Source organism: Flavobacterium arundinis (assembly GCF_038289855.1).
GTDB classification, from domain to species: domain Bacteria; phylum Bacteroidota; class Bacteroidia; order Flavobacteriales; family Flavobacteriaceae; genus Flavobacterium; species Flavobacterium arundinis.
Genome location: NZ_JBBYHR010000001.1, coordinates 556,905 through 574,706, shown reverse-complemented (window position 1 = coordinate 574,706; position 17,802 = coordinate 556,905). Strand labels below are relative to the sequence as shown.

General features: G+C 43.6%; 15 protein-coding genes. 4 read left to right on the top strand and 11 right to left on the bottom strand.

Going from position 1 to position 17,802, the window contains the following annotated elements:
- Nucleotides 1–152: 152 nt before the first annotated feature.
- From AAEO56_RS02540 to AAEO56_RS02530, 3 genes are all read left to right on the top strand, one after another.
- Nucleotides 153–347, top strand: coding sequence for a hypothetical protein (locus tag AAEO56_RS02540; protein ID WP_341695446.1), 195 nt, complete (start codon nt 153–155; stop codon nt 345–347).
- Between the two features lie 28 nt (nt 348–375).
- Entirely contained in the window at nt 376–618 is a 243-nt protein-coding gene (locus AAEO56_RS02535; protein WP_341695445.1) for a hypothetical protein, read from the top strand.
- A 257-nt stretch (nt 619–875) separates the two neighbouring features.
- On the top strand, nt 876–2,315 hold the full coding sequence (locus tag AAEO56_RS02530) for a ligand-binding sensor domain-containing protein (protein ID WP_341695444.1): 1,440 nt from the start codon (nt 876–878) through the stop codon (nt 2,313–2,315).
- A 150-nt stretch (nt 2,316–2,465) separates the two neighbouring features.
- Here AAEO56_RS02530 and AAEO56_RS02525 read toward each other — a convergent pair whose 3' ends face one another.
- From AAEO56_RS02525 to thrA, 11 genes are all read right to left on the bottom strand, one after another.
- Nucleotides 2,466–3,194 (bottom strand): head GIN domain-containing protein, encoded by a 729-nt coding sequence (locus AAEO56_RS02525; protein WP_341695443.1) that lies wholly within the window; start codon nt 3,192–3,194, stop codon nt 2,466–2,468.
- Nucleotides 3,195–3,376: 182 nt separating this feature from the next.
- A complete protein-coding gene (locus AAEO56_RS02520; RefSeq protein ID WP_341695442.1) occupies nt 3,377–4,444 on the bottom strand; it encodes a DUF4097 family beta strand repeat-containing protein in 1,068 nt (355 codons plus the stop codon).
- Nucleotides 4,425–4,979 (bottom strand): hypothetical protein, encoded by a 555-nt coding sequence (locus tag AAEO56_RS02515; protein WP_341695441.1) that lies wholly within the window; start codon nt 4,977–4,979, stop codon nt 4,425–4,427. Before AAEO56_RS02515 ends, AAEO56_RS02520 begins: the two co-directional genes overlap by 20 nt.
- The gene (locus AAEO56_RS02510) at nt 4,979–5,530 is read right to left on the bottom strand and encodes an RNA polymerase sigma factor (protein WP_341695440.1); all 552 of its coding nucleotides are present in this window, start codon (nt 5,528–5,530) and stop codon (nt 4,979–4,981) included. Before AAEO56_RS02510 ends, AAEO56_RS02515 begins: the two co-directional genes overlap by 1 nt.
- Before the next feature lie 473 nt (nt 5,531–6,003).
- Nucleotides 6,004–6,714, bottom strand: a complete 711-nt coding sequence (locus AAEO56_RS02505; RefSeq protein WP_341695439.1) for a YebC/PmpR family DNA-binding transcriptional regulator — start codon at nt 6,712–6,714, stop codon at nt 6,004–6,006.
- Nucleotides 6,715–6,908: 194 nt separating this feature from the next.
- Nucleotides 6,909–7,931, bottom strand: coding sequence for an LIC11966 family surface protein (locus AAEO56_RS02500; RefSeq protein ID WP_341695438.1), 1,023 nt, complete (start codon nt 7,929–7,931; stop codon nt 6,909–6,911).
- 10 nt (nt 7,932–7,941) lie between these two features.
- Nucleotides 7,942–9,975, bottom strand: a complete 2,034-nt coding sequence (locus AAEO56_RS02495) for a carboxy terminal-processing peptidase (protein ID WP_341695437.1) — start codon at nt 9,973–9,975, stop codon at nt 7,942–7,944.
- 4 nt (nt 9,976–9,979) lie between these two features.
- The gene (gcvT, locus tag AAEO56_RS02490; RefSeq protein WP_341695436.1) at nt 9,980–11,062 is read right to left on the bottom strand and encodes a glycine cleavage system aminomethyltransferase GcvT; all 1,083 of its coding nucleotides are present in this window, start codon (nt 11,060–11,062) and stop codon (nt 9,980–9,982) included.
- Between the two features lie 298 nt (nt 11,063–11,360).
- Nucleotides 11,361–12,641, bottom strand: a complete 1,281-nt coding sequence (gene thrC / locus AAEO56_RS02485; protein ID WP_341695435.1) for a threonine synthase — start codon at nt 12,639–12,641, stop codon at nt 11,361–11,363.
- Nucleotides 12,638–13,558, bottom strand: coding sequence for a homoserine kinase (locus AAEO56_RS02480; protein WP_341695434.1), 921 nt, complete (start codon nt 13,556–13,558; stop codon nt 12,638–12,640). The genes thrC and AAEO56_RS02480 overlap by 4 nt, the downstream gene beginning before the upstream one ends.
- A gap of 3 nt (nt 13,559–13,561) precedes the next feature.
- Complete coding sequence (gene thrA / locus AAEO56_RS02475) at nt 13,562–16,009, bottom strand: bifunctional aspartate kinase/homoserine dehydrogenase I (RefSeq protein ID WP_341695433.1); 2,448 nt, start codon at nt 16,007–16,009, stop codon at nt 13,562–13,564.
- A gap of 281 nt (nt 16,010–16,290) precedes the next feature.
- Between thrA and AAEO56_RS02470 the strand changes: the two genes are divergently transcribed.
- Nucleotides 16,291–17,790, top strand: a complete 1,500-nt coding sequence (locus tag AAEO56_RS02470) for an NAD(P)H-hydrate dehydratase (protein WP_341695432.1) — start codon at nt 16,291–16,293, stop codon at nt 17,788–17,790.
- The last annotated feature ends 12 nt before the right edge of the window (nt 17,791–17,802 follow it).

Genomic DNA, 17,802 nt, shown 5'->3' with positions numbered 1-17,802 from the left:
CAAAACATTGAACTGGGACAAGAAAGCATTTTGGTAAGCTTTATTGATTTATTCAAACTTTAAGACATTACCAACATAACTTTAATATATCTATAGGATAGTAGCGCAGGGCAAAGGCTTAATTTTGAATAGAATAAAAAAAACGTCCCGCCATGAAATCAACCAACACATTATATGTCTTTGCCGCCGCTGCCGCACTGGCGCTTTCGTCATGTAAAGATTCAAAACCTGAAGGAAACACTACCGATATGGACATGACATCCGACTCGGTCAAATCGGAAAAATCGGATATGGGATCCACTAAGGATACTACTGCAATAAATCCGGATACCATAATGGGCCCATAGGGGGGACTTAACCTAAAAATATACAATTATGAAAAAGACAATCTTAAGAAAAGCCGTGTTCAGCGCATTGCTTGTCACCGCGCTTAGTTTTACATCCTGTGGTAAAAAGGAAACTACTACCGATACTGAAACAACAACTACTACAGAATCCGTAGATGCCGAAGAAGATTTTGATAAAGGCGTGCGCGATACGGTTGTTGAAGGCAACGATACCGTAGTAAAAATGGGCAGAGAGGATAACCCCGCCCCGGCACAGGAACAAGTACCATAAAAACATCTGTTTATAGAAAAGAAGCCGTCTCAAAACTGAGACGGCTTCTTTTCTTTTCCTAAAACGATATCTGTAAGATACCCTGCTAAGGTAATTGTAGCCTCCATTGCCAAATAGGACCTATAAATGGATTATTTTTTTATACTATGCAACCTTATGTGTGTAAAATAAAAAGTAACAAAATCTGTATATGTTTCTTTAGGTATTGTTTATTTTGTTTATTTGGGAAGTAAAAAACATTTCCAAGAACCTAAGCAATGAAAAAATTATTTCTCGTTTTAGTATTTCAATTTACCTTTACATTTTGTTACTCACAGCATTTGTATCCTGAAAAGTATAATAGCTGTAGCTTGACGACTTTCTGCTTAGATTGTGGAGAAACTAAAGCTGAACCGCCCGTATCATTCGTTAATGAATTGATAAACAACTTTGATAAAAAGAGCCTGACCAAAATAAGCGGAACGATTGAAGTACAAATTTTAATTGACGAAGATGGTAAGCCTTGTCTGCTAAGTTCAGCAAACCAATCGAATATCTCATCAAAGAAGATAAGACTGCAAAAAGCAGTTAATGTCACATCAAATTGGCAGCCGGCAATTTCAAAAAACAAAAAAATCTCTAGCTCTGTTTCTTTAGTATTTGTATTTGAAAATACAAGCCTGTCAGTAAAACGCAGGCAGTTCGATACTGCAAATCAATCAAATTTTAAATCAGCTGGAACTCCTGATATTAAAGGAACCGATAAAAGCAGGCTTTCAAAAAGCTGGACTGTTTTTACCCAGGAAAATTCCGAATTGCCATGGGATATGACAAGGGCAATAGCTAATGATTTGGATAATAATATTTGGATAGGAACAGATAATGGAATAGTTAAAATAAACGATGGTAAATGGATACATTTTAACTCAAAAAATACTACAATTTCCGCTAAACCATATAATAAAGATCAGACACAATCTGTACGTGAGATGGAAATTGACAAAAACAATAATAAGTGGTTTGTTATTGGGTGGGATGTTTATAAATATGACAATGCAAATTGGGTCAAATATGATTCATTAAATTCTCCTATAAACTGGGCCCGAAAAATCATTGTTGACAATTCAAACAATATTTGGTTTACATCCTGGGATGGAGTTGCAAAGTTTGATGGAAAGAACTGGTCGGTAATAAACAAAGAAAATTCAAATTTGCCTACCGACAAAACTCTTGGTGTTTATGCGGATAAACAAAATAGGGTATGGATTGGGACATTTGAAGGAAATGTAATTATTCAAGAAGGGAAAACTATGTTGTTAAATGAGAAAAATTCGCCATTATCAAAAGCTTTTATTTCAAAAGTGCATGAGGACAGCAAGGGGAATTTATGGTTTTACCTTTATAAAGATAAATCTGATGCTGCAGGAATCTATGTATTGGATGCACAAGGAAAATGGACAAGGATAGTACACTCAAATTCTAAAATGTTTAGTGAAAATGCGGTTAATGATTTTTATCTGGATGAAGAAAGCGGCTTGTTGTGGATAACGTTAAATGGCGTTGGTGTCCTGGATTATGACCTGAATTCAAAGAAATGGGAAATTTACACCAATGAAAACTCAAATGTGCCAAGCATCCATTGTAACAGAATAACTAAAGATAAAGACGGAGCAATTTGGATTGCGACATTTGCAGGAGTTATCAAACTGAATAAATAGAGTATTTGTTTATCGGGATGTTCAGAAAAGATTGCTTTCTATTGCTTGAAATGACATGTGCGAACATATAGTTGATCAACGCAAAGGGCCCGCCCGCAAACTGCGAACAGGCCCAACCTAATAACGAGTATGAAACGTTATTTCTTATTTTTATTGGTGGAAGCTAAATTTCCCGGTGCCGGAATGTTTGAGGTCGGTTTCAGAAGGTTCGCCTGCAAAAGCGATATTACCTGAGCCGCTTATCCTGCCTTTGAGTTTTTTAGAGCTGTTGGCCTCTACATCGCCCGCTCCGGACACAACGGCATTTACATTAGGTGATTTCAGGTCGTATGCTTTTATAATGCCAGAGCCTACAACCTTACATTCAAAGCTTTGTGCTTCACCATCAATTTTAATCTCCCCTGAGCCAAGTACACAGGCATGCACTGTGCTGGCATTTACAGATACGTTTATCGAGCCGCAGCCGTCAAGAAGCACTTTTAGGTCATTCTTCACTTTGTTTTTTACGCTTATCGTGCCGCTGCCCTTAAGAAAAACTTCGTTCAAAGCCTTTACAGGTATTTTAATAGTGATCTTACGGTTTCTGGATGGGGAAAGGAATTTGTCGTTTTCAGTGCCGATGGCCAGTGTGCCGTCTTTTACTTCTGTGGTGATAAGAGGAAGGAGGTTTTCTTCGCCTTCGAGGCTAAGGGTGCCGGTTTCGCCCGATACCAGGCTGACTTCAAAATTGCCGGTAATTTTAATTTTGCTGTAATCAGGGCCTACTTCCCTTTTTTCTTTGGTGGTCTCACCGTTGCCTTGCACGGCTTCTTTTTTTTCCTGGGCTGCTACCGTAAGGGTAAAGCATAGCCCTGCTAAAAACATTACTGCTTTTTTCATAATAATTGTTCGTTTTTTTCTGCCTTTCGGCAAAGATTGATTATTGATTGATTTTAAATATTCCCTGTGATGAGCAGGTATTTTTTTTGATGATTGAACCCCTGTGGGCGTTGATTACTTTATAGACGCACTCACGTTTAAAATGGTTGCACCGGTTTATATTTTTTTTTTATTTTAACACTTTAACCCTTCGTCAGGTTGATATCGCCGTACTCCGATTTGATGAAGATCTTGTTTACGCCGCTGTTTTTGTAATACCCTTTGTAATAGAGTTTATTGTCCTTTTCTCTTTTATCGGTGATCCTGAATCCGGATATACCCGTGATACCGCCATACTCGGTACTCAATTCAAAATCGAATGGGGCAGCATTGTTGTAGTTTACACTAACGGAAGAATAACTGGCATTTATCGCGATGTTCTTTACATCATTGTCCATGCCGCCTATTCGTACTTCTCCATAATTGCAGGTCGCATTAACGATTCCCGTTACATACCCGAAACGCAGCGCAGAATAATCGCCGCCCCCTGTGATCTTGCCGCCTTTTTTGATATTGAGGTCGCCATATTCCGTTTTATAAGTGATATCCTGTACTTCGCCTATGGTCATACCGGTATATTGCCCTTTTAGTTTCAATGAGCCGGCTTTCGTAAGGCTGAAGCCGGAGTACTGTACATTCACGTCGGCCGATTTAATATAATTGATCTTGGAAGTGCCGCTGTATTGCAGGTTGATAGAATTCATATCGTTATTGAGTTCATCAATAGTCAGGTCGCCATACTGGCAATTGATCTGGCCCCTTCCGTAAATTTTGCCAACAATGGTATTGCCGTATTGGTTACTGATATCAATAGCGCCTTTTTTAGGGATCTTGATCGTGTAATTGACCTCCATATTAGTGTTCCTTCCGGAGAAATTGCCTATCTCAGTCCTGGCAGATACCATTGCTTTAGTCGCTTCAAAATTGACGTTAATGCTATTCAGCCTTTTGTTTACAAGCTCTTCCTTATCACCGCTTACTTTTATTACGACGTCTATAACCGTTTGGTCCTGGTCCCAGGTGGTAACATATACGCTGCCAAATTTATTGGTGATCCTAAGCCCAGCGTTGTTGCTTACCAAATACGATTTGCTTATTTTCTTTTCCTTTATAATTTTCCCTTTCATGCAGCCATCACCATCGCCGTTGGCAAAAGCCAGTGCGGGAAGTGCCAGTAACAGCAGGATTACATTATGTCTGATTGTTCTCATTGTAATTTTGTTTCAGTTTTTTGATGTTTTCAATTTTTACAAGCACATCCTCCAAAAATGATATCCTTGTCTGCAGATTGGTTATCATGGCATGGATGAGTTGCTTATTTTCGCCTTTGGCCAGCATTTCTTTAGTGATCTTGTCGTAGTCTTTTTCAAGGGCATCCATTCTAAGGAGTGCATCTTTCACCAGCATTTTAGTTTCGGGGCTGTCCTCTTTTTCTACCTTGGCAAGCTCTTTTTGTATAATACCTGCAAAATACATCTGCGTTTCCTGTACTTTCGGCGATACTTTTGCTATCCCGGCATTTTCATCAGTTCCCGGCTTATACATCGTCCAGATACCGAACAGTATCAGTATTGCCGCCGCCGTTGGCATTGCCAGCCTCAACAGCAGGCCTTTCTTCTTTTTCTTTTTGCTGCCCTCAAGCCTGTCCAAAAAGCGGTCGTGATGGCCTTTTGAAGGTTCTTCGGTATCCCACTGCCCGTTAAGGTGTGCAAACAGGTTATTGGTATTTTCTTTTTCGTTGTCCATTATGCATGTAGTTTTTTGAGCAGGCTTTCCTTCGCCCTGCTTATTGTTGTACGGCAGTTGCCGTGTGTAATTCCCATTATGTCGCTTATTTCTTCCTGGTCATAACCTTCTATAAAGAAGAGGGTGAGCGCAACCCTGTAATTATCTTTTAGCGACTGTATCGCGGCCATTACCTGCTGTACCTGCATATTTTGGAAATCCATTTGAGCATCTTCAGCATGGCTGTCGTCTTCTACCTTATACAGTACGTTGTCCAGCGGGTCCATGGCGTTCTTATTGATCTTCTTATAATTGTCCAGGCTATGGTTTATCACGATCCTTTTCAGCCATGCCCCGAATGTCACCTCACCTTTAAACGAGTCCAGCTTGGTAAACGCTTTCAGGAACGCTTCCTGCATGATATCCTCTGCCCAATGGCTATCCTTCACGATACGCAGCGCGGTGTTATACATAGGCTTATAATACCTGTTGTACACCTCGAACTGCGCATTGCGGCTGCCCTCCTTGCAGAGCGCTATCAATGCATCGATATCCGGATTTGCGTTTGTCAACGTTTGATCTGTTGGTTTGATATAATGACTGCCACCATATTTGAATTGTTACAGTTGGGCAAAAAAAAATTTAATTTTTAAATGTACCAATGTAGCGATTATTGGGATAAGTGCTGAAAATAAAGGGATTTTGGAGTTTAAAATATTTTTCACGAATTTAATTCTACGAGGTCGAACCTGACAGTCTTTAGAGATATCTGAACGGAATATCCTTTTGTAAACCATGTAGCGTTCTGTCATTCTGAACGCAGCTTGCGGAGTGAAGAATCTTAATTATTGACTAATAGAGATTCTTCCTTCGTCAGAATGACACGCATAACCTCTTACTTCGGCATTGGTCGAAGGTAGCCTGCGTTTTTAAAAACCTGTCAGGTGTATTAGACCGTAAACATAAAAAAGCACCCCGAAGGATGCCTTATATCGTCTTGAGTTTCCTCAATAAAAAATAATCAATAGAAAATAAAAAATAAAAATTACTCCTGCATTGTGTGGTACACGTTCATCACGTCGTCATCTTCCTCAATTTTTTCAAGGAGTTTTTCCACGTCAGCAACCTGGTCTTCGGTAAGTTCCTTCGTAACCTGCGGGATACGCTCAAATCCTGAAGAAAGGATTTCTATCCCACGGTGCTCCAGTTCTTTCTGGATGGCTCCAAAGCTCTCAAAAGGGGCGTACATCATGATGCCATCCTCATCGGCGAATATCTCTTCCACGCCAAAGTCGATCATTTCCAGTTCCAGTTCCTCCACATCGCGGCCTTCAGCAGGGATGCGGAAGTTACAGGTATGGTCGAACATGAACTCCACCGAGCCCTGTGTACCCATGGTACCGTTGCATTTATTAAAATAGCTCCGTATGTTGGCTACAGTACGGTTGTTATTATCTGTCGCGGTCTCTATAAGTATTGCAATGCCGTGCGGTGCATAACCTTCAAACAATACCTCCTTAAAGTTTGCCGTATCTTTATCAGATGCTTTCTTAATAGCACGCTCAACATTGTCCTTCGGCATATTGGCTGCCTTGGCATTCTGGATAACGGCCCTGAGGCGTGCGTTGCTCTCCGGGTTACCGCCGCCTTCTTTAACGGCCATTACGATGTCCTTGCCTATCCTTGTGAACGTTTTGGCCATTGCCGACCAACGTTTCATCTTTCTTGCTTTCCTAAATTCGAACGCTCTTCCCATAATTATTTTGTTTGCAGGCACAAAAATAAACTTATTCCGTGTTTTTTGCAAAAATTACATCAGTACATATAAAAGTTTAGCCACGAATTACACAAATTTCACTAATTCGATTTGGATTAAGCTTAATAGTGAAGAAGCACCTAATTTCTTCTTCTTCTTAATTTGTGAAATTCGTGTAATTCGTGGCAAAAAAATTAATCTTTTGGTACGTGTTTCGATACAAAACCATCGCTCGCGGTATTCCAAGCAGTAATGGCATTATTCCTGTCGTTGAAATATTTTGTATTCAGTTTGTTGAAGTTGCCTACGGCCTTATTGAGCTCACCTACGGTCTTATTATAGGCATCGATCTCTGCCGGGGTCGGTTTACCTTTGCTGTCCATGGCTTTTTTGCTGTCTTCTGCCTTTTGGTTCAGCATCATAAAATCGGCCACGGCAGGGGCAAACTCCAACGCTTCTTTTTTGTAGAACTCCAACGCTTTTTTGGTTGCATTCACAAGCATTGGGTCGTTTTTATAGGGTTTGGCTTCTTTCAATTTCTCAAAACCTTCTGTAACGAATGCTTCCAGCGCCGATGCATTCTGCTGCATTGCACCGATATCCTTTGCTTCTACCGCTTTCATAAGGTTGGCATCGGTAATGTAAGCCTTAAAGAAAATAAGGTACATATCGCTCTGGTTCTTGAAAACCTCATTCGATATGGCCATTTTTTTACCCATCTCGCTTTCATCGGCACTTAGCGTGATGTTATATTTTTTAGCGAAAGCCTCTTCATTCGCGTTCAGCTTTTCTTCCTCTTCATTTATCTTTTGGTTTACCAGATCGCGGGTAGTGATATACGCCTCCATAAAGTCATACGATTGCTCTGCCACTTCCTGCATGTTGATGATCTTGTCGTATTCGTCGTTAATGTATTTTTCAGAAATAGAAAAATAGGCGAGAATCTGGTCGCGGTATTCTACGTCGCCCTTGTACCCGTTGGTGGCGCCAATCTTTTTTGAGGCGGCCTGTAATGACTTGATAAGCGCTTTCCGGGTGGCATCTATTTTGCGGGCGCTTTTGCTGTGTGCCACGGCCTTGGTATACTTCCAGGTATTTGCGGAGATTGGCTTGCTTTCTTTGCTGATAAAATTAAGATAATCAATAGGGGTCTTGAAATCCTGTGCTGCACAGGTAAGCGATACTATAAATAGTATGCCGAGTAAAGTTTGTTTCATTGGTGTGTGGTTATTGGTTAAGGTCTTTAAGGATATTCACGGCTTCATTAATATACATATCGGTCTTCACCGACTTTATCTTATAATCATTGGCATTTTTAGCATATTCATCATAAGCTGTCACATCGGTAAAAGTGGTATTCCGTATGGTAAATGCCTGCTCCTTATCAGATGTTGTATTGATGTCTTTCCATATCTGGTCCATCGAATGCACGTCATCAAATACCTTGTCAAAAGTAATAGGCAATGGCTTTTTGGCATTATTGTACAAGGCATTAATCCTGTCGTTTACAGAGCTTACCAGTGCAAATCCGGCATCGGCATCCACGCGTGTTTTACTAAGCCCGGCCGCTTTTTTTATCGGTGCATCGGGCAGTTTGGTAAACCTGAGGTTCAGGTTTGGTATGCTGTCGTTTTTAATAGCGGTAGGCATACTGCTTTCCCGTGGCAGCAATTTGTCGAAAAAGGTAGGCAGCTCTACATCGGGAACTATCCCGATATACTGGCTGCTCTTGCCCGTTATGCGGTAAAACTTATCTATCGTCACTTTTACGAAATCCTGGGGATTTTCATCTTCCAATGGAAGTATGGTTTGCATGGTTGCTTTACCAACAGTTGTATTACCCACGATCACGGCACGGTTGTAATCCTGCATTACGCCTGCAAAAAACTCGCTTGCCGATGCTGAAAAGCCATTAACCAAAACCACCATAGGCCCATTGAATATCATTCCCCGGTTGAAATCCTTAATAACGCTGTAGTCCTTATCCTTGTCGCTCACTACGGCAACCGGGCCAAAGTTGACAAACATACCCGCCATACGTATCACTTCGTCCATCGAGCCGCCGCCATTAAACTGCAGGTCGATGATAAGGCCTTTTACATTCTCTTTCTTGAGCTTCACTATTTCCCTGGCTACATCATCGGCACAGCCCTGTTTGCTATCAGAATCGAATGCGGTGTAAAAACTCGGTACCTTAATATAGCCTACAGGCTCATTGTCGCCAAGCACAAAGCTGTAAACACTGTGGTCTTCCGCCTTCATCACTTTTTTTTCGAGGTTTACAGAGTAAATAGTGCCGTCCTTCTTGCGGAGGGTAAGCTCTACCTTTTTATAGGTGTCCGAATTCACTATTTCGCCAATAGTTTGCATAGAAGCGCACGAAACGGTATATTCGGTATTGTTCGCTGCCAGTTTTATGATCTGGTCGCCCTTATCAATTTTATCCGCGTGGTAAGCAGGCCCGCCCGGAACGATCTCTTCCACGATGATCTCTTCCTTGTCGTTCTGGCTTACATAAAGCCCCAACGAATAATTTTCGGTAGAAATTGACGAAACGAAAGATTCCCTTTCACTGTAATTGAAATACGTGGAATGCGGGTCGAAATAGGAGCAGAACGCAGAGTAAAATGCATTATAAATGCTGTTGTCAAAGCCTTCTGTAGGATCCAGCAGCGAGTTCACCCTGCACAGGTAACTCTCAATTACTTTAGGCCTTGCAATCTTGCCAAGCGCCTCGAGGTTTAGCTTCAGTGAATCCTTGTTTTTGCTTTGCTGCGCAATATCCTCCAGTATGTCGAAGGTTATTTTTTTGCGAAGGAAATTCTTTATACGTTCTGCTTTAGTGTGGAACGGGAAGGAACTCTTCGAATAATAAATGGTATCCTTCGTATTGAAAGGCAGTGGCTCGCGGCCTATCTCCTCTACAAAACTCTTATTCCGTTCCAGCGCTTTTTTGTAAACGGTAATAAAGTCCGAAAAAAAAGCACAGTCCTTATTTTTGATGTAGTCGTCAATGCCGTATTTGTGGCGCGCCAGCTGGTCGTACTCTTCCTTAAGGAAAAGGACCCGGTTGTCGTCCAGCCCTTCCATAACGGTTTCAAAAACATAAACCGACAGGCTGTCGTCTATCGGTTTAGGCTTGAAATGCTTCGTTTGAAGCACAGTATTGACTTTCGAAAAAATTTCGCATGCTTTCTCATTGTTATTTTGTGCCCCCATTACCAGTGGCAGCAGGAAAGCAAGTGCGAATATTTTTCTCATAAATTTATTTTTTATAGAACGGCAGCTTCACCACCCTGGCAGGGATGTCGTTCTTCCTGATGCGTATGTATATCTCGCTGTCCGGCGCGGCATAGTCCACAGGGACATAGCCAAGCCCGATCCCCCTGTTGAGCGACGGCGCCATCGTGCCCGATGTTACGATGCCTATTACGTTGCCGTCTTTGTCCACAATTTCGTAATCATGCCTTGGCACACCTCTTTCCGTAAGCTCAAAGCCTACTAATTTACGTGTAACACCAGCTTCTTTCTGCATTTTTAATGCTTCAGAATTCGTGAAATCTTTATTGAATTTAGTGATCCATCCCAGGCCTGCTTCAAGCGGGGATGTGGTATCGTTAATATCATTCCCGTAAAGGCAGAAGCCCATCTCGAGGCGAAGCGTGTCGCGTGCTGCAAGACCAATTGGCTTAATACCATAAGCTTCTCCCGCTTCAAAAACCTTATTCCATATCTGTTCGATCTCGGTGTTTTTCGCATAGATCTCAAAACCGCCGCTTCCGGTATAACCCGTGGCAGAGATAATTACGTTCTCGATGCCTGCAAAATCCGCTACTTCAAAATGGTAGTATTTAATAGCGGCAAGGTCTATAGATGTCAGTGCCTGCATGGCCTCCATAGCCATAGGCCCCTGGATGGCAAGCAGCGAATAGTCATCAGAGATGTTGCGCATGTCTACGCCAAGGTCGTTTTTAGAGGATATCCAGTCCCAGTCTTTATCAATATTCGAGGCATTTACAACCAACAGGTACTGTTCCTCTTTCATTTTGTAAACAATAAGGTCGTCCACGATACCGCCATTGTCGTTCGGCAGGCAGGAATATTGTGCCTTGCCGATAGTGAGGGTTGAAGCATCGTTGCTGGTCACTTTCTGTATAAGGTCCAGTGCTTTAGGTCCGCTCAAAAGGAATTCACCCATGTGTGAAACATCAAAAACCCCTACGCCATTGCGTACGGTTTCGTGTTCGGCATTAACCCCTTCATATTGTACAGGCATGTTGTAGCCCGCGAACGGGACCATTTTGGCACCAAGGCCTTCATGAATATGCGTAAGCGCAGTATTTTTCATTGTAGCGTAAAGAATAAGTTTGAAATGTGTTTGTTTTGTTTGATTGCGCTAATTTATTGAAAAAACTACACTATCCGAAGGTTAACTTTAACAATTAAGAATTATTTAGTGAAGTTTTGGGCGTGCCGGTTCCGCGCGCTCCACCGTCGTGCTGTACGCTCTATCTGCTTCGTGCCTCAGCAGGATGCCGCTTCCATCACTCACGCGGGATTGAGGTATAATAATATATACATTTCCGTGATGTACATCACCGTAATTGGGAAAATCCGTGGTCATCCGCCCAATCCGCGTTCCAAATTCATTTCTTCAAAATCTCTTTCAATCCATTATAATCAGAAATCTTTACCGATTTCTTCTCACCCTCCATTACACTCTTTATCTGTTCAGGCACCGGGATAGTAATGTCCAATGCCTTCTCGATACTCTCGGGAAATTTCACAGGGTGCGCCGTTTCAAGGAACACGCCGGTATAACCGGGATTATCCTGCATGAATTGTTTAAGCCCAAGGTAACCAACAGCGCCATGTGGATCGGCTAAATAATTATTTTCGGTATAAAGTTTTTTAAGGGTTTCAAGGGTTTGCGTATCGTTAAAGCTGTAGGAGGTCAGCTCATCTTTAAGGCTTTCGCCAAAGAGTTCCAGTATACGTACGAAGTTGCTGGGGTTGCTCACATCCATCGCGTTGGAAAGCGTTTCAATGGTTTTTTGGGGCGTGTACTCGTGCGTTTGCATAAAGCGCGGCACAGTGTCGTTAGCATTGGTGGCAGCGATGAAATGGCTTATCGGCAGCCCTATCTTCTTCGCCATCATCCCGGCGCAGATATTCCCGAAATTCCCGCTTGGCACAGAAATAACTAAGAGTTTGCCTTTCGCTTTCAACTCTTTATACGCAAAAAAATAATAGAACATCTGCGGCAGCCAGCGCGCTATATTGATCGAGTTCGCCGAAGTGAGGCTCACATCCTTCAACTCATCATCCAGGAATGCCTGTTTCACCATGTCCTGGCAGTCATCAAATGTGCCGGATACTTCCAGTGCGGTAATGTTCTGACCCAACGCGGTAAGCTGCATTTCCTGCACAGCGCTCACCTTGCCGGAAGGATAGAGGATCACCACATCGATACCTTCGACACCCAGGAAGCCACTCGCCACAGCCCCGCCGGTATCGCCCGAAGTGGCTACCAGTATCGTTATCTTTTTGTTTTCGCCTTTCGTGAAATAATTCAGGCAGCGCGACATAAATCGTGCGCCGACATCCTTGAAAGCCATTGTGGGGCCATGGAAAAGCTCCAGCGAATACACATCCTTTTCTACTTCAATAAGCGGAAAATCAAAAGACAGGGTTTCCTCTACAATCTTCTTCAGTTCATCCTGCGGAATGGCATCACCCACAAAAGGCGTTATGGCTTTCAGTGCAATTTCTGCGTGGCTGTAGGTTTCGATATTTTCAATAAAATCCTTGTCCAGATGTGGGATGCTTTCAGGGAAGTAAAGTCCTTTGTCCCTGGCTATCCCGGTAATAGCCGCTTCTTTAAAAGAGGCCTTTATATCGTGGTTGTTTAAGCTGTAATATCTCATAGTATTTTTATTCCGGTTGGGTTGATGGGCGAAACGTGCAGTTCGAACGGGATGCCTGTGCCTTCTAAAACTGCTGCCATAGCTTGTGCTGCTTTTTGTGCAGTTTCAACGCCTCGTGACAATGCAAATACCGACGGGCCTGACCCCGAAATCCCCCCGCCAAGCGCTCCTGCTTTCATTGCTGCGGCCTTGATTTCCTTAAATTTCGGTATCAGGATATAGCGCACCGGCTCTACCAGTTCGTCGTGCAGGCTGCGGCCTATCAAATCATAATCATTGGTATATAGCCCGCTGATGAGCCCGGCAATATTGCCGCACTGTATCGTAGCTTTTTTAAGGGTAATGTTTTCCCGTAGTACCGAACGTGCGTCCATTGTTTTCAGTTCTATCTGCGGATGGATCACAGTAGCATACAGTTCGTTTGGCGCATCTATTTTTATAATGTCCAAAGGCTCATAGCTGCGTATCAGCGTAAAACCACCCAGTAGGGCAGGGGCTACATTGTCGGCATGGGCGCTGCCACTGGCCAGCTTTTCGCCCTGCATTGCAAAAGGGACGAGCTCTTTATTGGATAACGGGCTGCCAAGCAAATGGTTGATGGCAAAAACTGCTCCTGCCGCACTGGCCGCACTGCTGCCTATACCGCTGCCGGCTTTTATATTTTTATAGATGGTTATTTCAAATCCATATTCCGGATCCAGTGCTTCAGTTAGTGCCAGTGCCGCCACGCCCGCCACATTTTTCTCTGCGGCAAGGGGGAGGCCGGCACCTATGATCTGCTTTATTCTGATGCCTTTTTCGGCAGACTTTGTTACAACCATCTCATCGCCCACACTGTCCAGGCAAAGGCCCAGCACGTCAAACCCGCAGGAAACGTTCGCAATAGTGGCCGGGCTGAATATTCGTATTTCGTCCATAACTTACTTGTTGCCAATGCGTATAATATCTGCAAAAATACCCGAAGCTGTTACCGCCGCACCAGCGCCTGCACCTTTTATCAGCAAAGGCTGATCCGCATAGCGGTCAGTGTAAAACAGCACTATATTATCCTTGCCTTCCAGATTGTAGAACGGGTGGCACTGCGGAATAAAGTGCAGCCCAACGTTAGCTTTGCCATCTTCAAATGAAGCAACGAACTTCAGTCTTGAACCTTCGGCAGCAGCCTTTTTATAAAGTTCATTAAAGTGCGCTGCATGTGTTTTCAATGATTCGAAAAAATCGTCAACAATTGTGGTGTCAAGGCTTTCCTGCGGCAGGAAGGAGTTGTTCTCGATATCGTCGATTTCCATTTCATAGCCGCTTTCGCGTATCAGTATCACCAGCTTGCGCTTTACGTCTATACCACTAAGGTCAATTTTAGGGTCGGGTTCAGTATAGCCTTCCGCCTGTGCCTGCTTCACAACATCATAAAAGGAATTTTCCTCATTAAAGTTATTAAAAATAAAATTAAGGCTTCCCGAAAGCACTGCCTGTATTTTATGTACACGGTCACCCGACGCCACCAAATTCTTCAGTGTGTCGATTATCGGCAATCCGGCACCCACATTGGTTTCAAACAAAAACGGTGCGTTGTACTGGCGTGATAGGTTTTTCAGGTTTTTATAATTAGTATATTCAGACGCACAGGCCACCTTGTTGCAGGTTACCACGGCAATGCTGTTTTTCAGGTAGTCGGCATACGTTCCCGCTACATCATCGCTGGCGGTGTTGTCTACGAAAATGCTGTTGCGCAGGTTGAGACTTTTTATCTCACTGATAAAATCTCCTGGATTGGCAGCTGCGCCATTCGCCATAAGGCTTTTCCACTCCTTCAGGTCGATGCCGTCCTCATCGGTATGCATTTTTTTGGAATTGGCCAGCCCTATAACCCTTACGTTAATCTTTAGGTTCTCTTTCAGGTATTTCTTTTGCGATTGTATCTGCTCCAGGAACTTTTCGCCTACATTGCCAACGCCCATCACGAACAAGTTGAGCTGTACGGCTTTTTCTTCAAAGAACGTTTCATGGAGGCTGTTGAGTGCTTTCTTCACATCCTTGCTGTCGATAACCGCAGAGATATTCCTTTCGGAAGCGCCCTGTGCAATCGCGCGTATGTTGATATTATTACGTCCAAGGGTGCTGAACATTTTTCCGCTAAGTCCCTGGTGGTTTTTCATGTTCTCGCCAACCACTGCAATTATCGAAAGGCCACTTTCAAGTATCGCCGGCTTTATTTTCTGCTGCTGTATCTCAAAACGGAATTCCTCGTCAATGGCCGATTTCGCTTTTTTAGATTCCGATTCAACAATTCCGAGGCAGATGGAATGCTCCGATGAGGCCTGTGTGATGAAAATAACGTTGATGCCTTCTTTCGAGATCACTTCAAAAAGCCTCTTTGAGAATCCCGCAACGCCCACCATACCCGGGCCTTCGATAGTTACCAGCGTAATACCGTCGATATTGCTGATGCCTTTTACAGGGTTGCTGCTTTTGGCCTGCGGATTTTTACGAATGATGCTTCCGGGCGCATCCGGCTCAAAAGTATTTTTTATATGAAGTGTAATGTTCTTATTTAATATCGGCTGGATGGTTGGAGGGTAAAGCACTTTGGCACCGAAATGCGAAAGTTCCATCGCTTCCTCAAAAGTAATATCGTGTATCGGTTCGGCCTGCTTAACGAGTTTCGGGTTGGCGGTATAGATGCCATTCACGTCGGTCCAAATTTCCAGTGAAGGCACATCGAGCGCTGCGGCAACTATGGCTGCGGTATAGTCACTGCCGCCACGTCCGAGTGTTGTAGTATGCCCGTCTTCCGACTCGGCTATGAAACCCGGCATTACGGTAATAGCGGCTTTATTTTTATCGAAATAGTGTTGGAGCAGCAGGTTGCTCATTTCAAAATTGACAACGGCTTTCCCGAAACGGCTGTTGGTCTTTATCAGTTCACGGCTGTCAGCCAGGGCACAATTCTCTCCCTGCGCTTTCAGTGTTTCCGAGATAATATAAGAAGACAATACTTCACCGAATGACAGCACAAGGTCTTTAGTACGTTCGGATAGTTCGCCGAGCAGAAAGCAGCCGTCAAGCAGTGTTTCCAGGTGGTTGAGTATCCGTTTTGCATGGCTCAAAATGCCGCTTTGGCCGGTTGCAGGGAGCAGTTCCCTGATGGCATCCATGTGGCGGTTCTCAATTTCAGCAAGAAGGCTGCGGTAATTTTCATTCTTATGCGAGGCCTCAACCGCGGCTGATAGGAGCAGGTCAGTCACGCCGCCCAGGGCAGAGACTACTACAATTAAGGACTGGCTTTTTTTGTTTTTGATTATGGCAGTGCACTGCGATATGCTGTCGGCATTGGCTACCGAAGTACCGCCGAATTTTATAATATTCATAGATGATTTTTAAAAGTAAAGGATTGAGAGCACGGGCTTTTTGTCATTCCCGTGGGAATAACCAGCAAATGGATTATATGTAGAAATTATACCCCGAACGGGGTTGTAGTTGTAGTAGTTGTCGTAACAGCAGCGGCAAACCCTGTAGTAAGGTTTGAAGGAGTTAAATATTTGTTGCTGTTAACTGTCATATACAGGCAAATGTAATAAATTTACGTAGCGGCAAACACTGCCACACCACTTTTACGAAATATTTATAAATCACTGTTTATCACTAAAGGATGAAAATTTTTAGCGCATCAAAAATAAGGGAAGCTGACGAAACCACAATTTCCCGGCAGGGTATAACCACCGGCGAACTCATGGAGCGTGCCGGAACCGAGGTGTTTTTATGGCTTAAAAAAAGATTTCCTGATAAAGAGACGGTTTTCCATGTGTTTTGCGGAAAGGGGAATAACGGCGGCGACGGGTTGGTGGTGGCGCGCCTATTGCATAACGATAATTATAAGGTAGTAGTAGATATTGTAGAAGGCACAGGCAACCCTTCGGAAGATTTTACTGCCAATTTCGAAAAGCTGGAGCAAAATAACCTTGCCTGTAATACTAATGAGGCTTATGAATATAAAAAGCATAAGATAATATTCCTTGATGCTATTTTCGGGATAGGACTCAATCGTGAAGTGGGAGCAGAAGCAAAAGAAGCCATACAGAGGATAAATAACAGTGCTGTAAAGATCATTTCTATCGATGTGCCGTCGGGGATGTTCATGGACAGGAAGAGCGATATAGCCGTTCATTCGGATATGGTTCTTACGTTTCAGTTTACCAAGCTGGCCTTTTATCTGGCCGGCAATTGCAATTTTATCAAAGAAATAAAAATACTCGACATTGGGCTTGACAAGGATTTTATCGCGAACGAACCTACCCAATTTTTCCTTACCGACAGGACCGAGGCGCACCAACGCTACCGGCCTGTGCCTGCCCACGCGCACAAAGGGACACAGGGCCATGCGCTTATTATTGGCGGAAGCTATGGCAAAATAGGGGCAGTGACTTTGTCTTCAAAGGCAGCGCTTAAATCGGGTTGCGGGTTGGTGACAGCCTACATCCCCAAATGCGGTTACACTATAGTACAGACTGCTTTTCCCGAAGCCATGGTACTGACGGGCGGGGAGGAGCATATCAACACTATCGCTTTTGATATTGAGCCGAAAGCTATCGGTATCGGGATGGGGCTAGGACAGCAGCCCGAAACGCAGCAGGCGGTGCTGGAATTTTTAAAACACCAGAAAACCCCGATGGTTATTGATGCCGATGCCCTGAATATCCTGTCCTATAATAATGAATGGCTCAACATGCTGCCGGAAAATACCATCCTCACTCCGCATCCCAAAGAACTTGAACGTCTTATGGGTTCCTGGGAGGATGATTTTGAGAAAATGGAGAAGATACGGGCATTCGCCAAAGAGCATAAGATCATACTCGTGGCTAAAGATGCTTTTACCATTGTGGCCTGCAACGATAGGGTGCATATCAATTCTACCGGCAATGCAGGCCTTGCTACCGGAGGCAGCGGCGATGTGCTTACCGGTATTATAACCGGGTTACTGGCGCAATCCTACAGCCCTGCCGATGCTGCAATTTTCGGGGTGTACCTGCATGGGCTTGCTGCCGATATTGGCGTATGCGAAACCAGCAAGCAGGCTTTTACCGCTTCGGATATCATCAATTACCTTGGTGCTGCCTACCTTAAGATAGAAGCAGAAAAGGCGCAAAAATAAGGTATGAAAAAA

Bases quoted from the DNA above. Each gene is read 5' to 3' on its own strand.
- AAEO56_RS02530 (WP_341695444.1), top strand. From the start codon at position 876: ATGAAAAAATTATTTCTCGTTTTAGTATTTCAATTTACCTTTACATTT.
- AAEO56_RS02495 (WP_341695437.1), bottom strand. From the start codon at position 9,975: ATGAGAAAAATATTCGCACTTGCTTTCCTGCTGCCACTGGTAATGGGG.
- AAEO56_RS02535 (WP_341695445.1), top strand. From the start codon at position 376: ATGAAAAAGACAATCTTAAGAAAAGCCGTGTTCAGCGCATTGCTTGTC.
- AAEO56_RS02525 (WP_341695443.1), bottom strand. From the start codon at position 3,194: ATGAAAAAAGCAGTAATGTTTTTAGCAGGGCTATGCTTTACCCTTACG.
- thrA (WP_341695433.1), bottom strand. From the start codon at position 16,009: ATGAATATTATAAAATTCGGCGGTACTTCGGTAGCCAATGCCGACAGC.
- AAEO56_RS02470 (WP_341695432.1), top strand. From the start codon at position 16,291: ATGAAAATTTTTAGCGCATCAAAAATAAGGGAAGCTGACGAAACCACA.
- thrC (WP_341695435.1), bottom strand. From the start codon at position 12,641: ATGAGATATTACAGCTTAAACAACCACGATATAAAGGCCTCTTTTAAA.
- gcvT (WP_341695436.1), bottom strand. From the start codon at position 11,062: ATGAAAAATACTGCGCTTACGCATATTCATGAAGGCCTTGGTGCCAAA.
- AAEO56_RS02505 (WP_341695439.1), bottom strand. From the start codon at position 6,714: ATGGGAAGAGCGTTCGAATTTAGGAAAGCAAGAAAGATGAAACGTTGG.
- AAEO56_RS02500 (WP_341695438.1), bottom strand. From the start codon at position 7,931: ATGAAACAAACTTTACTCGGCATACTATTTATAGTATCGCTTACCTGT.
- AAEO56_RS02520 (WP_341695442.1), bottom strand. From the start codon at position 4,444: ATGAGAACAATCAGACATAATGTAATCCTGCTGTTACTGGCACTTCCC.
- AAEO56_RS02515 (WP_341695441.1), bottom strand. From the start codon at position 4,979: ATGGACAACGAAAAAGAAAATACCAATAACCTGTTTGCACACCTTAAC.
- AAEO56_RS02480 (WP_341695434.1), bottom strand. From the start codon at position 13,558: ATGGACGAAATACGAATATTCAGCCCGGCCACTATTGCGAACGTTTCC.
- AAEO56_RS02540 (WP_341695446.1), top strand. From the start codon at position 153: ATGAAATCAACCAACACATTATATGTCTTTGCCGCCGCTGCCGCACTG.